General features: G+C 73.6%; 12 protein-coding genes. 6 read left to right on the forward strand and 6 right to left on the reverse strand.

Annotated elements, in window-relative coordinates; translation table 11 throughout:
* Nucleotides 1-4: 4 nt before the first annotated feature.
* The 4 genes from lipB to lpdA all read right to left on the reverse strand — a co-directional run bounded on the left by lipB (nucleotide 5) and on the right by lpdA (nucleotide 5,169).
* The gene (gene lipB, locus ACOJVX_RS05365; RefSeq protein WP_422647302.1) at nucleotides 5-793 is read right to left on the reverse strand and encodes a lipoyl(octanoyl) transferase LipB; all 789 of its coding nucleotides are present in this window, start codon (nucleotides 791-793) and stop codon (nucleotides 5-7) included.
* 96 nt (nucleotides 794-889) lie between these two features.
* Nucleotides 890-1,780 carry a TIGR01777 family oxidoreductase gene (locus ACOJVX_RS05370; protein ID WP_026418196.1) on the reverse strand — a complete coding sequence of 297 codons (891 nt, stop codon included), beginning with the start codon at nucleotides 1,778-1,780 and terminating at the stop codon, nucleotides 890-892.
* A gap of 225 nt (nucleotides 1,781-2,005) precedes the next feature.
* Complete coding sequence (sucB, locus tag ACOJVX_RS05375) at nucleotides 2,006-3,730, reverse strand: 2-oxoglutarate dehydrogenase, E2 component, dihydrolipoamide succinyltransferase (protein WP_026418197.1); 1,725 nt, start codon at nucleotides 3,728-3,730, stop codon at nucleotides 2,006-2,008.
* A 56-nt stretch (nucleotides 3,731-3,786) separates the two neighbouring features.
* Complete coding sequence (lpdA, locus tag ACOJVX_RS05380; RefSeq protein ID WP_026418198.1) at nucleotides 3,787-5,169, reverse strand: dihydrolipoyl dehydrogenase; 1,383 nt, start codon at nucleotides 5,167-5,169, stop codon at nucleotides 3,787-3,789.
* Between the two features lie 281 nt (nucleotides 5,170-5,450).
* On the opposite strand from lpdA, the gene ACOJVX_RS05385 reads away from it, so the two are divergent.
* A complete protein-coding gene (locus ACOJVX_RS05385) occupies nucleotides 5,451-5,804 on the forward strand; it encodes an oxidoreductase (protein ID WP_026418199.1) in 354 nt (117 codons plus the stop codon).
* Nucleotides 5,805-5,917: 113 nt separating this feature from the next.
* Here ACOJVX_RS05385 and ACOJVX_RS05390 read toward each other — a convergent pair whose 3' ends face one another.
* Nucleotides 5,918-7,414: a leucyl aminopeptidase gene (locus ACOJVX_RS05390; RefSeq protein ID WP_026418200.1), complete on the reverse strand. Its 1,497-nt coding sequence runs from the start codon at nucleotides 7,412-7,414 to the stop codon at nucleotides 5,918-5,920.
* Nucleotides 7,415-7,553: 139 nt separating this feature from the next.
* Between ACOJVX_RS05390 and ACOJVX_RS05395 the strand changes: the two genes are divergently transcribed.
* From ACOJVX_RS05395 to ACOJVX_RS05415, 5 genes are all read left to right on the forward strand, one after another.
* Nucleotides 7,554-8,894 (forward strand): hypothetical protein, encoded by a 1,341-nt coding sequence (locus tag ACOJVX_RS05395; protein WP_155886077.1) that lies wholly within the window; start codon nucleotides 7,554-7,556, stop codon nucleotides 8,892-8,894.
* A gap of 76 nt (nucleotides 8,895-8,970) precedes the next feature.
* Nucleotides 8,971-10,143 carry a glycine cleavage system aminomethyltransferase GcvT gene (gcvT, locus tag ACOJVX_RS05400; RefSeq protein ID WP_081715337.1) on the forward strand — a complete coding sequence of 391 codons (1,173 nt, stop codon included), beginning with the start codon at nucleotides 8,971-8,973 and terminating at the stop codon, nucleotides 10,141-10,143.
* Nucleotides 10,140-10,814: a DUF402 domain-containing protein gene (locus tag ACOJVX_RS05405; protein WP_026418202.1), complete on the forward strand. Its 675-nt coding sequence runs from the start codon at nucleotides 10,140-10,142 to the stop codon at nucleotides 10,812-10,814. Before gcvT ends, ACOJVX_RS05405 begins: the two co-directional genes overlap by 4 nt.
* 109 nt (nucleotides 10,815-10,923) lie before the next feature.
* Nucleotides 10,924-12,024: a branched-chain amino acid aminotransferase gene (locus ACOJVX_RS05410; protein ID WP_026418203.1), complete on the forward strand. Its 1,101-nt coding sequence runs from the start codon at nucleotides 10,924-10,926 to the stop codon at nucleotides 12,022-12,024.
* Nucleotides 12,025-12,291: 267 nt separating this feature from the next.
* Nucleotides 12,292-12,477, forward strand: coding sequence for a hypothetical protein (locus tag ACOJVX_RS05415; protein ID WP_156038255.1), 186 nt, complete (start codon nucleotides 12,292-12,294; stop codon nucleotides 12,475-12,477).
* A 65-nt stretch (nucleotides 12,478-12,542) separates the two neighbouring features.
* Here the strand turns inward: ACOJVX_RS05415 and cobT are convergent, their stop codons facing one another.
* Nucleotides 12,543-13,625: a nicotinate-nucleotide--dimethylbenzimidazole phosphoribosyltransferase gene (gene cobT / locus ACOJVX_RS05420; RefSeq protein ID WP_026418204.1), complete on the reverse strand. Its 1,083-nt coding sequence runs from the start codon at nucleotides 13,623-13,625 to the stop codon at nucleotides 12,543-12,545.
* Nucleotides 13,626-13,875: the final 250 nt, after the last annotated feature.

Here is a 13,875-nt window from a genome sequence, read left to right on the forward strand (position 1 = left end):
CGCCTCAGCCGGCGGACTGGATCCGGGAGTCGAGGGCGAAGGTGACCGCTCCGGCCCCGGCCGGTTCCGCCGGCTCCGGCCGGGCGGGTCGGTGGGTCACCGGCAGCGCGCCCTCCAGCGCGTCGAGCACCGCCCGCTCGACGAGCGGCAGGACCTCGGCGACGTTCACGGTCCGCCCGAGCTCCGCGGTCAGGGACGTGGTGCCCGCGTCGCTGATCCCGCAGGGCACGATGCGGTCCCACGCCGACATGTCGGGATCGCAGTTGATCTCCAGGCCGTGCATGGTCACGCCCCGCTGCACCCGGATGCCGAGCGCGGCGATCTTGCGTTCGCCACCCCGCTCGTCGGCGGGCACCCAGACGCCGCTGCGGCCCTCGACCCGCCCGGTGCGCACGCCCAGCTGGTCGCACACCGAGATCAGCGCCTGCTCCAACCTCCGGACGTAGTCCACGACGTCGACCGGTTCGGCGAGTTCGACGATCGGGTAGCCGACCAGCTGACCGGGGCCGTGCCAGGTGATCATCCCGCCCCGGTCGACGTCGATGACCGGGGTGCCGTCCTGCGGTTTGTCCGCCGGCCGGGTCCGCTTGCCCGCCGTGTACACGGAGGGGTGTTCGAGCAGGAGGAGGGTGTCGGGCCCGTCACCGGCCTGCCTGGCAGCGACCAGTTCGCGCTGGAGGTCCCAGGCCCGCTGGTACTCGATGAGCCCGAGATGCCGCACGACCACCTGGTCGCTCGCCGACCGGCACGAGGTGGACGGGGCGGAGCGGAGGGGTTCGTCGTTGCTGCGCACGGACCTGACCCTACGCCCGGCCGCGCGCGGGTCGCAGGCGTGGCCGGCGTGGTGCGCCCGACGCCACAGGCGAGGACGTGCGACCGCGTTCCCGGTTCAGTCGTTCAACGCGGCCACGAGGGCGGAGTTCAGCGCGGGGTGGTGGAAGTGGAACCCGTGTTCGGAGAGGGCCTTCGGCACGGCTCGCTGGCCGGTGAGCACCAACTCGTCGGCGATCTGGCCCAGGAGGGCGCGCAGCGCCACCCCGGGAACGACCCAGGGCGCCGGGCGCCCCAACGCGGTCGACATCACGCGGGTGAACTCGGCGTTGGTCACCGGCGCGGGCGCGGTGAGGTTCACGGGGCCGTCGAGGCCGTCGGTCTCCAGTACGAACCGGAGCGCCGCCAGCTCGTCGTCCATGCCGATCCACGACAGGTACTGGCCGCCGCTGCCCAGCCGGCCCCCCAGCATCAGGGAGAAGAGCGGCCGCAGCGTGCCGAGCAGTCCACCTCCGGAGCTGAGCACGATGCCGTTCCTGGCCAGGACGACGCGGGCGCCGGCCTCCCGCGCGGGGCGCACCGCGTCCTCCCAGTCGCGGCACAGCTCCGCGAGGAACCCCGACCCGAGCGGGGCGGTCTCGTCCACGGCGCGGTCCCCGGTGTCGCCGTAGTAGCCCACGGCGGAGGCGTTGACGAGCACCGGGATCCGGTGTTCGGCGACGGCGGTGCTGAGGACCTCGGTGGGCACGAGCCGGCTGTCACGCAGCACCTGTTTCCTGGCGTGGTTCCACCGGCGCCCGAAGATCGACGCCCCGCACAGGTTCACCACCGCGTCGGCGCCCTCCAGCGCGTCGTGGGGCACGTGGCCGGCGGGCGGGTCCCAACTCCGTTCGCTGGCCGCCCTCGCCGGTCGGCGGACGAGGCGCACCACCTCGTGACCGGTGTCCTCGAGAGCGGAGACCAGGGCGGAGCCGACAAGACCTGAGGAACCAGCGACCACGACGCGCATTCCTTGATCGTGACGCATCGGCGTCGTCGACGCGACTCCGTCCCGCTCCGGTCGGTCGCCCCGCCGGCGGGCACGGAGGGAGCGACGGGATCGTGGCGGGCAGGCGAACCGGTCGACCGCTGTCGGAGCACAGCGTCGGGGTGGCCCTCCCGCCGTCCCGGCATCGAACGGCGCCGGGCCCCGCCACCGGTGGTGGCGGGGCCCGGGGTCAGCGGGGTGGCGGCGTCAGAGACCGAGGTCGGACTCGAACGCGCCCTCCTCCAGCCGCTGCTTGATGGTCGCCAGGAACCGGGCGGCGTCGGCGCCGTCCACCAGGCGGTGGTCGTAGGACAGCGCGAGGTAGACCATCGACCGGATGGCGATGGTGTCGCCGCCGGACTCGTCGCTCACCACGACGGGCCGCTTCACGACGGCCCCGGTGCCGAGGATGCCGACCTGCGGCTGGGCGAAGATCGGCGTGTCGAACAGCGCGCCCCGGCTGCCCGTGTTGGTCAGCGTGAAGGTGCCACCGCTGAGCTCGTCGGGCGTGATCTTGTTCGTCCTGGTCCGCTCGGCGACGTCCGCGATCTTGCGGGCGAGCCCGGCGAGGTTCAGGTCACCAGCGTTGTGCACCACCGGGACCATCAGGCCGCGATCGGTGTCCACCGCGATCACCAGGTGCTCGGCACCGTGGTAGGTGACCTCCTTCTTCTCCAGGTTCATGGAGGCGTTCAGCTGCGGGTGCTGCTTGAGCGCCTCCACCGTGGCCTTGGCGAAGAACGGGAGGAAGGACAGGCCCACGCCCTCACGGGCGGCGAAGGCCGCCTTGGCCCTGGCCCGCAGCCGGGCGATCCGGGTGACGTCGACCTCGACGACGGTGGTGAGCTGCGCGGCGGTCTGCAACGACTCGACCATGCGGGTGGCGAGCACCTGCCGCAGCCGCGACAGCTTCTCGGTCCGGCCCCGGAGCTCGCTCTCCCGCACGGGCTCCGGCGTGGGCGCGGAGCCCGTGGCCGGAGCGGGCGCCTGCTGCGCGGGGGCCTTCTTGGCCTCGACGGCGGCGAGCACGTCCTGCTTGCGGATCCGGCCACCGACACCCGAGCCCTGGAGGGTGTTCAGGTCGATGCCGTTCTCGTTGGCGAGCTTGCGCACCAGCGGGGTGACGTAGGGGTTCCCCCCGCCGTCCGCGCTCGGCTGCGCCTGCTGCGGCGCGGCCGGAGCGGGCGCCGGAGCGGGTTCCTCCGACGGGGCCGAGGGCCGAGGGGCGGGAGCCGGTGCCTCGGCGGGGGCCTCCTGGGCGGGGGCCTCCTGAACGGGCGCCGGGGCGGGCTCCGGGGCGGCGGCCTGGGCCGGCGCGCCGGACCCGATGACCGCGAGTCGTCCGCCCACCTCGACGGTCTCGTCCTCGCCCGCCACGATCTCCAGCAGCGTGCCGGCGACCGGGGAGGGGATCTCGGTGTCGACCTTGTCGGTGGAGACCTCGAGCAGGGGCTCGTCGACCTCGACGCTGTCCCCGACGTTCTTCAGCCACCGGGTGACGGTGCCCTCGGTGACGCTCTCACCCAGTGCGGGCATCTCCACCGATGTGCCCTCGGCGGAGCCGCCGCCGTTGCCGGCCCCGGACGCCGCCGGCTGCGGGGCCGGGGCGGGCTGCTCGGCGGGCTGGGGAGTCGGCGCTGGGGACTCGGCCGGCTGCTCCTGGGCGGCGGGGGCGGAAGCCGGCTCCTCACCCGAACCGTCGTCGAGCTGGGCCAGTTCGGCGCCGACCTCGACGGTCTCGTCCTCCTGGGCGATGATCCGCCGCAGTACTCCGGCGGCGGGGGAGGGGATCTCGGTGTCGACCTTGTCGGTGGAGACCTCGAGCAGGGGCTCGTCGACCTCGACCCGGTCGCCTTCCTTCTTCAACCACCGTGTGACGGTGCCCTCGGTGACACTCTCACCGAGCGCCGGCATCTGGACGGAGAAGGCCATCTTTTCGCTGACTCCTCGTGCTAGTCGCTCGTGGGACTTAGTTCCTCGCTCCGGCTTCAGCCGTGCGCGTGCAGGGGCTTACCGGCCAAGGCGAGATGTGCCTCCCCGAGAGCCTCGTTCTGGGTGGGGTGGGCGTGCACCAGCTCGGCGACCTCGCCGGGGAACGCCTCCCAGTTGTAGATCAGTTGTGCCTCGCCGATCAGTTCGCCGACCCGGGCGCCGATCATGTGCACGCCGACCACGGGACCGTCCTGGCCCTTGGCGCCGGCCTTGACCAGCTTCACGGCCCCGGAGGTCTTCAGGATCTGGCTCTTGCCGTTGCCGCCGAGGTCGTAGACGAGGGTCTGGACCTCGCCGTACTTCTCCTTCGCGGCGGTCTCGGTCAGCCCGACGGACGCGACCTCGGGCTCGCAGTAGGTGACCCGGGGGATACCGGCCTCGTCGATGGTGGACGGGTTCAGCCCGGCGATCTCCTCCGCGACGAAGATGCCCTGCTGGAAGCCCCGGTGCGCGAGCTGGAGACCGGGGACCAGGTCGCCGACGGCGAAGACGCCCGGCACGCTGGTCCGCAGGCGCTCGTCGGTCACCACGAAGCCCCGGTCGGTCGCGACGCCGACCTCCTCGAAGCCGTGACCCGCGCTGTTGGGGCCACGCCCCACGGCGACCAGCAGCAGGTCCGCGTCCAGCTGCTCCCCGGACTCCAGGTTCACCGACACCGAGGTGTCGTCCTGGGTGACCCCGGTGAAGCGCACCCCGGTCTTGAAGGTGATCCCCCGGCGGCGGAACGCGCGCTCCAACTGCTTGGAGAGGTACTCGTCCTCGTTGGGCACCAGGCGGGGCAGGGCCTCGACCACGGTGACCTCGGCGCCGAAGGACCGCCACACGCTGGCGAACTCCACGCCGATGACCCCGCCACCGAGCACGACGACCCGCTCCGGCACGAAGTCCAGGTTCAGCGCCTGGTCGCTGGTGACCACGCGGCCGCCGATGTCCAGGCCGGGCAGGCTGCGCGCGTAGGAACCGGTGGCGAGCACGACGTGGCGGCCGGTGTAGGTGACGCCCTCCGCCTCGACGGTGGTCGGGGAGGTCAGCGTGCCGGCGGCGTTGACGTAGGTGATGCCCCTCGACTTCACCAGGCCCTGGAGGCCCTTGAAGAGGCGGTTGACGACACCGTCCTTGTACGAGTTGACCCCGGCGATGTCGATGCCCTCCAGGGAGCTCTTCACGCCGAACTGATCACCATCCCGGGCCGAGTCGGCCACCTCGGCGGCGTGCAGCAGCGCCTTGGTCGGGATGCAGCCGCGGTGCAGGCAGGTTCCTCCGAGTTTGTCCTTCTCGACCAGGACAACGGACAGACCCAGCTCTGCCGCGCGCAGCGCGCACGCGTAGCCGCCGGAGCCGCCGCCGAGGATCACCAGATCGGCGGAGGTGTCAGTCACGGGATCTCCTTGACAGGCAGGTTGGCGAATCGCTTACGGATACACCCTAGGCCGGTCGGCGGGGTACCCGGTGCCATCTTGTCACCACGTATCGCCAGTTGGCGAAGGGGTCCGGCTGGGCGGCCCCCCTCGGCGGGATCAGATCACCCAGGGTGCACGCGCCGGGTCGTGCGCGTGGTGGTCGACGGGAACGGGCCGTCCGCCGAAACCGTTGCGGAGGAGGGACCCGTGGCCCGAGCCCTGCTGGCAGGATCGGGACAAGCGAACAGGAGGTGTCCGTTGTGGGTCTTTTCGATCGGTTCCGACGTCGTCGCCAGCGTCCCGGGACGCTGCGTACCTCGTCCAAAGCCGACACCAGCCACCTGGAGGAGTGGGCGGCGTCCCGGCGCGGCGTCGAGGCGTACGTGGAGCCGAGGACGGCGGTGACCGAGACGACCGTGGTCCTGATCGCGCACGACGGGGAGTGGACGCGGAGACGCATCGACGGCCCCGAGGGCGCGAAGCAGTTCGCCAGGAAGCTGAGCATGCCGGTCTATGACGTAGCCCTCGTCGGGTATCCGCAGCGGATGCGCGACTACACGGCCCGGCAGCGCGCCTTACGCAAGCGATCCGAGCGGGAGGGGCGGACCGACTGAACGCCCGGTCCGCCCTCCCGAACCCCGAGGGGACGACCACGCGGCGGGTGGCGGGGGTCGCGAAGTGATCTGGCTCAACTTCGCGACCCCGGGCGTGCCGCCGGCGGGTCGGGTCAGCCGTGTTCGGCGATGTCGGCGAGCACGGCGGCGATGGTGCGCACCGGCAGCCCGGTGCCGCCCTTGGGCGTGTAGCCCCAGGGGCCCTTGTCGTTGAAGGCCGGGCCGGCGATGTCGATGTGCGCCCAGGGCAGGCCGTCCTTCACGAACTCCCGGAGGAAGTGGCCGGCGGACAGCATCCCGCCCCAGCGGTGGCCGGTGACGTTCGCCAGGTCCGCGAGCTTGGAGTCGAGGTCCCCGCGCAGCTCCTCCGGCAGCGGCATCGCCCACCCGCCCTCACCGGTGGCCCTGGCGATCTCCGCGACCCGGTCGCGGAACTCGTCCTCGCCCATGACGCCCGGGGTGCGCTTGCCGAGGGCCACGACCTGCGCGCCGGTCAGGGTGGAGGTCTCGATCAGGTAGTCGGGGTCGTCCTCGGCGGCCCGGGTGATGGCGTCGGCGAGGACAAGGCGTCCCTCCGCGTCGGTGTTGAGCACCTCGACGGTCTTGCCGCCGTACATGGTGAGCACGTCACCGGGCCGGTAGGCGGTGCCGGAGGGGAGGTTCTCGGCGAGCGGGACGTGCGCGATGACCTCCAGCGGGTACCTCAACCGCGCCGCGAGCACGACGCTGGCCACCACGGCGGCGGCGCCGGACATGTCCGAGGTCATCTGGTCCATGTCCGCCGGCGGCTTGAGGGAGATGCCGCCGCTGTCGAAGGTGATGCCCTTCCCGACCAGCGCGACCTTCTTCACGGCCCGAGGGTGGGCGTAGCGCAGGCGCAGCAGCCTCGGCCCGCGCGTCGAGCCGCCGCCCACGCCGAGGATGCCGCCGTACCCGCCCTTGCGCAGGCCCTTCTCGTCGAGGACCTCGATGTCGACCCCGGCTTCCTTGGCCAGGTCGGCGGCCCGCTCGGCGAACGACTCGGGGAACAGGTCGTTCGGCGGGGTGTTCACCAGGTCCCTGGCGGTGTTCACGGCGGAGGCGATGGCGGTGGCCGCCTTCAGCGTGGCCTGCGGGTCACCCTCGACGCCCGGGGGGAGCGCGAACTCCACCCGCCCGACCGGGCCATCACCCGGTTCGGTGCGGTACCGGGTGAAGCGGTAGGCGCCGAGCAGCGTGCCCTGCGCCGCCGCCCCGAGGTCCAGCAGCGACAGCAGGCTGACCGCGTGGCCGGTGCCGGCCAGCGCGCGGGCGGCCGCCCCGGCCGCCCGCCGCACCTGCTCGGCGGTGACCTGCTCCTCGGGCCCCGACGACGACCCGAGACCGGTCGCCACCACCACCGTGGCCGGCACCGCGCCGCGCGCGGGGATCTTGACGACCTCGTCGGCCTTGCCCTTGGCGCCGACCGCGGCCAACAGGTCCACCAGTCCACCGCCGAAGGCCGAGTCCACCTCGGCGGAACCCGGGGCGAGCGTGAGCCCGTCCGGTCCGGCGAGCGTCCCGATGATCAGGGCGTCGGCACTGGCACCGATAGGGTCACTGTCGGTGATGGCGAGCGTGGGTGCGGTCACGGCGGCTCCTTCGCTTGTCGTCTTGGTCATCCGCCGTCGGCGCCGTGGGCGCCGGCCGGCGGATCTGCGAATGTTAGCGCCGGACCAGCCGTGAGCTGGTGAGACCGTTGCCGACGAGAACGGTGGGGGAGTGGGGAACATGGACCGCGAGGCGCGAGGGGGTGGGGCCGTGGACGCGGGGACGAGGTCGCGGCGTCGCTCCGGCCGGCGGTGGGGCTCGCCCGGAGTGGTCGCCGACCTCGTGGCGGCGTCGGTCGGGGCCGGTGCCCTGCTCGGTGTCGCCTCGCTGGCCGGCGCGGCCGGGTGGTGGGCGCTGGCCGGTCTGCCCGTCGCGTTCCTGGTGGCCCTGTGCTGCGCTTCCTCCGCCCTGGTCATGCGGGCCTCGGTGGCCCACTCCTCGGGGGACTACCTGTCGACCCGGGACCAGCTGGGGGAGGTGCCGTCCCGGCTGGGCAACGTCGCCTTCCTGGTCGGGTACGGCCTCGCCGGAGCCGCGGTGGCCGGCGCGGCGGGCCGGTACGTCTGGCCGGAGCGGCCGCTGATCGCGTCGGCGGGCCTCGTGGTGGCGGCCCTGTCGGGAGTCGCGGCCCGGCTCGAACGGCCCCGGGGGGTGCGTTGGGGTCTCCCGCTGTTCGTGGTCGGCGTCCTCGGCCTGGTGGTGGCCGCCGCCGTGGGGGTGGACCCGGTGGCGTCCGGTTCGGCCACCGTCGTCGGGAGGGACTACGACTCGCTGCTCGGCGGGGTGGCGGGCGCGGCGGGGCTGTGGTTCTTCGCCATCGCCGGCTTCGACCGGGTGGTTCCCTCCACCGAGCGGCGGGACGACGGCCCGTCCGGCCCCGAGGACGAGGGATCCGTCCTCGGCGGCGGGATGCCGGGCAGGGGCGCGGTCGCCCTCGGGTTGGGGGTGGTCGGGCTGGTCCAGGCGGCGGTGCTGGCCGGGGCGCTGCACCAGCTCGGCGCGGACCGGTTGGCGTTGGCGCCCGCTCCGCTGCTCGACCTGCTGGTCGCGTCCGACGCCACGCCCCTGTCCCGTCTCGTGCGGTTGGCCGCCGCGTTGGCGGCACTGGCCGTCCTGGTCCCGGTGCTGCGCCGGCTCCGGGACGGGGTGCGGGTGCTGGCCATCGAACGGGACCTCCCCCTGGTCCTGGCGGGGCGGGGGCGGGGCGGCGCCGCTCGGCCTCCCGAACTCGCCGTGGCGGTCCTGGTGTTACCGCCGCTGCTGGTCCTCGACCCGGCCATCTCGATGGCGGTGGCCGCGTGCCTCCTGCTCGTCCACTACGCCTTCGTCAACGCCGCGGCACGGGTGCTCATGGCCGATGAGCGGAACTGGCCGATGCGTCTCGCCTGCACCGGCATGTTCGGTTCGGTCATCCTCGCGCTGAGCCTTCCGGTGGTGGCGCTGGTGACGAGCGGGCTGGTGCTGCTGGGGGGATCGGCCGTCCTCGCCCTGTGGGCGAGGTGGCGGCACCGGAGCCCGTGACGCACCTCCGCGGTCACACGACCTTCGACTTTCCGGGGGAGGCGCCGCGTGGCGCGCCACGGGTAGCGTTCGGCCCGTGACTTCGCCAACACCATCGCCCGAGTCCCGTTCCGACGACACCGGCCAGCCCGCCGGGACGCACTCAGCGCGGGGGCCCAGGAGGGGGCCGCTGCACGCCAACCACGAGCGGCGGGGCGCGACCTTCGCCCCGTTCGGCGGATGGGAGATGCCCATCCAGTACGCCGACGGCGGGGTGGTCGCCGAACACACGGCGGTCCGCGAGGCGGTGGGCGTGTTCGACGTCTCCCACCTGGGCAAGGCCACCGTGGCCGGCGCGGGGGCCTCGGACTTCGTCAACGCGTGCCTGACCAACGACCTCGGCCGGATCGGACCGGGGCAGGCCCAGTACACCCTGTGCTGCGCCGAGGACGGCGGGGTCGTCGACGACCTGATCGCCTACCTGGTGAACGACGACGAGGTGTTCCTGGTGCCCAACGCCGCCAACACCGCCGAGGTCGCCGACCGGCTGCGCCGGGTCGCCCCCGACGGGATCAGCGTGACCGACCAGCACACCGACCTCGCCGTCCTCGCGGTGCAGGGGCCCCGTTCGCGGGCGGTGCTGGAGGCGACCGGCCTGCCGGCCGACCTGGACTACATGGCCTTCGTCGACGTCGAGCACGGGGGCCGGCGACTGCGGATCTGCCGCACCGGCTACACCGGGGAGCACGGCTACGAGCTGGTCGTCGACAGCGACGGGGCTTCCGACCTCTTCGAGGCCCTGCTGGCCGCCGCCGGCGAGGAGGGCGGCCGGGCCTGCGGGTTGGGCGCGCGGGACACGCTGCGGACCGAGATGGGCTACCCGCTGCACGGCCAGGACCTGTCCCGGGAGATCAGCCCGCTGCAGGGCGGTGCCCGGTGGGCGGTGGGCTGGCGGAAGGACGCGTTCTGGGGGCGGGAGGCGTTGCTCGGGGAGAAGGCCGAGGGGCCGAGGCGCCGGCTGCGGGCACTCCGGGCCACCGGTCGGGGCATCCCCCGCTCGGGGATGCCGGTGCTGGACGGGCAGGGCGCGGTGATCGGCCGCACGACGTCGGGGACCTTCTCCCCGTCCCTGCGGGTCGGTATCGCCCTGGCGTTGGTGGACTCCGCCGCCGGTGTCGACCTCGGTGCCGAGGTCGTGGTCGACGTTCGGGGCCGCCCGCTGCCGTGTGAGGTGGTCAAGCCTCCGTTCGTGCCGTCCCACGTCCGATGAGGACGAACGAGGGACGACCGGGGCCGGGTACGCGCTGGGCCGCCGGCGCGGAGATCCTGTTCCGTTTCCTGCGCCCCGACGGCACCGTCAGCGCGGTGCACCCGGCCCGGGTCGTCTCCGACGACGGTGCCGCCGTGCTCTGCTGGGTACTCGGCGGCACCGAGATCGTCGCGACCCGCCTGCCGGACGGCCGGCTGGTGCGGGAGGCGCCGCTCGAGCAGCGCTTCGTGTTGGGTCGGCGTCCCTGCCGGTCGCACTGGACGGGCAGTTCCACCCTCCGCTGGGTACCGGAGGGCCAGTGGGCCTCGGTGTGGTGGTTCTTCGGCCCTGACGGCGACTTCCTCGGCTGGTACGTGAACCTGGAGATCCCGTGTGGTCGGACGCCGTTCGGCGTGGACCGCCTCGACGGGGTGCTCGACGTCTTCGTCCGACCGGATCGGACGTGGGAGTGGAAGGACGAGGACGAACTGGTCGCCGCCCTCGCGGCGGGGCGGGTGACCGAGGAGCAGGCGGTGCTGCTGCGGGCGGAGGGCGAACGCATGATCGCGCTCGCCGAGGCCGGTGCGTTCCCCTTCGACGGCAGCCACCTCGATCCGCCCGACCCGGACTGGCCCCGTCCCGAGCTGCCGGCGTGGACGTGCCCCCCGGAGGTGGACCCGCTGCCGAGTTGAGCCGCACCAGGGCGGTGACCAGCGCCTTCGGGGCACGACGGGATACTCGGACCTCCGACACTCCGAGACTCGATTCTCGGAGAGGGGAGAAAGTACTAGTCTGCACGCCATGACGCCCGAGACGCCCTTCACCAGGACCCTCACCGACCGACCGGCCTCTGCCGCGGAGCGGGCGAAGGTACTGGAGAACCCGGGTTTCGGTCGGTTCTTCACCGATCACATGGTGCGCGTCGACTGGGACGAGGACCTCGGGTGGCACGACGCGGCGCTGCTGCCCTACCAGGACCTGGCCCTGGACCCCGCGAGCATGGTGCTGCACTACGGGCAGGCGGTCTTCGAGGGGCTCAAGGCCTACCACCAGCCCGACGGTTCGGTCGCCACCTTCCGCCCCGGGTTGAACGCCGAGCGGTTCCGGGCCTCGGCCCGCCGGCTCGCGATGCCCGAACTCCCCGACGAGCTGTTCCTCGGGTCGCTCACCGAACTCGTCACCGTGGACCGCGACTGGGTTCCCCTCGGCGGGGAGGAGTCGCTGTACCTGCGGCCGTTCATGATCTCCACCGAGGTGGGGCTCGGCGTGCGACCGGCGAACCGCTACTCCTACCTGCTGATCGCCTCGCCGGCGGGGGCGTACTTCACGGGTGGGGTGAAACCGGTCAGCGTCTGGTTGTCCACCGAGTACGTGCGGGCCGCCCCCGGGGGGACGGGCGCCGCGAAGTTCGCGGGGAACTACGCGGCCTCGCTGCTCGCGCAGGCCGAGGCGGCCGCGCAGGGCTGCGACCAGGTCGTCTGGTTGGACGCCGTGGAGCGTCGCTGGATCGAGGAGATGGGCGGCATGAACCTCGCCTTCGTCTTCGGCGAGGGGGCGGGGGCGCGACTCGTGACGCCGGCGCTGACCGGCACCCTGCTGCCGGGGATCACCCGCCGCTCGCTCCTCGAACTCGCCTCCGACCTGGGCCTTCCCGTCGAGGAGCGGCGGATCTCCACCGAGGAGTGGGAGGCAGGGGCGGCGTCGGGGGAGATCACCGAGGTCTTCGCGTGCGGCACCGCCGCTGTGATCACCCCGGTGGGCCGGGTGCGGCACGCTGGCGGTGAGTTCCTGGTCGGTGACGGGGGGACCGGTCCGGTGACGGCTCGCCTGCGGGACCGGCTGACGTCGTTGCAGCGGGGGTTGTCGCCCGACCCGCACGGCTGGATGCGCACGCTGGCCTGACTTCGGGGAGCCAGGCTTCGGCCCCGCCTTGGACGGGTGGCGCGCGGACGACCGGCTGACGGCGGGTACCTCGTCGACGCGTTCTCCGCCGGTGTGGTCCTGGTCGTGGCCGGTCCCGGCGATCCCGCCGGACCGACCGTGCGCGGTGCCGCCCTCCCGCCGGTCGAGGGGGCGTCACCGCCACGGCGACGCCGGCTGCGGGGACGTTCCCGGCGCGGCCGGCCCCGCGCCGTGCGGTCCTCGCCCCGCGACCCGCACCATGACGCGGTGGACTCTGGACAGTGGTTGGCGATCACCGGTCTCGTTCTCGCTACCGCGGCCGCCCTGGGGACGGGTGGCTGGTTGCTGGTCGACCAGCGGCCTCGGCGGCGGTGGCATCCGCTGCTGGTCCTCTGCGGCCTCGGGTGGTTGGTGGCGGCGGTGCTGCTCCTGTCGACCGTCGACGGGCTGTGAGCGCGCGGCGCGGGGTCCAGCTGGGCCGGCCCCGCGCGGTCACGGGGAGGAACGCCTTGACGACCTCAGTCGCGGACGGCCCCCGGCAGTGGCGGGGGAGCGATGACGGGACCGGACACCCCGGCCTCCTCGTAGGTCGCCATCTCGCCGAGCGCCCGCCCGGCGAGGGTCAGCAGGGGTAACGCGGCCAACGCGCCGGTGCCCTCACCCAGCCGGAGACCCAGGTCGACCAGCGGTTCCTTGCCGAGCTGTCGGAGGACGGCGTCGTGCGCCGGTTCGGCCGACCGGTGCCCGGCGACCCACCACCGGGCCGCGCCGGGAGCGAGGTCCTCGGCGAGCAGGGCGGCCACGCCGGTGAGCAGGCCGTCCAGCACCACGGGGGTGCGGCGGACGGCGGCCTGGGCGAGGAATCCGGTCAGGGCCGCGACATCGGCCCCGCCGGAGACGCGCAGCAGGTTGAGCGGATCGTGGGCCACCGGGCGACCCCGGCGGAGCGCGTCGCGGATCGAGGTGGTCTTGCGCATCCATCCCCGGTCGTCGACGCCGCTGCCCCGGCCGACGGCCGCGACGGGCTCGATGCCGGTGAGCGCGGCGGCCAGGGTGGCGGCGACGGTGGTGTTGGCGATCCCCATGTCGCCGACGACCAGCAGGTCGGCGCCGCCGTCCACCTCCTCGTCGGCGATGGTCCGCCCCGCCTGGACCGCCGCCACGACCTCGGCTTCGGTCAGCGCGTCCTCCCGCCCGATCACCCCGGAGCCGCGACGGACCTTGTGGCCGGCGATGGGGCCCGGCGTGTCGGCGTCGACGGCGATGTCGGCCACCCGGACCCCGACGCCGGCGTTGGCCGCCGCCACGTTGGCCGCGGCTCCGCCGGTGAGGAGGTTGGTGACCATCTGCGCGGTGACCTCCGGCGGGTAGGCGGAGACCCCGTTGGCGGCCACGCCGTGGTCGGCGGCGAAGACCACGAGGCGGGGGCGGGCGAACGGCCGTGTCGGGCAGGTGCCCTGGCAGGCGGCGATCCACACTCCCAGCTCCTCGAGACGGCCGAGGGAACCGACGGGCTTGGTCAGGCTCTCCTGTCGTGCGACCGCCTGTCGCCGGGCCTGCTCGTCGGGCCGGGGGACCTCCGGGAACTCGACGTCCCGCATGCTGGGCTCCGCACTGGACACGTGTTTCCTCCGTTGGCCTCGACGCGTCGGCTGACCTGTCCGCGCCAAGCCTGCCAGAGGGGCGGGCGGGCCCGGACCAACGGGGACGGCCACCACCTCGCCGGGCGGCCAGCCGGCGCGGAGTAGCGGGCGGGAACTCCTCCCGGCGTCCGGACGGCGGGACGACCTGGTCCGGCCGGGGGTGTCCTGGCTACGGTCGCACCGTTCGCACGGGCGAGTGAGGGAGACG

Origin of the sequence: Actinoalloteichus caeruleus, from assembly GCF_049311605.1 — a bacterium.
GTDB lineage: Bacteria > Actinomycetota > Actinomycetes > Mycobacteriales > Pseudonocardiaceae > Actinoalloteichus_B > Actinoalloteichus_B caeruleus.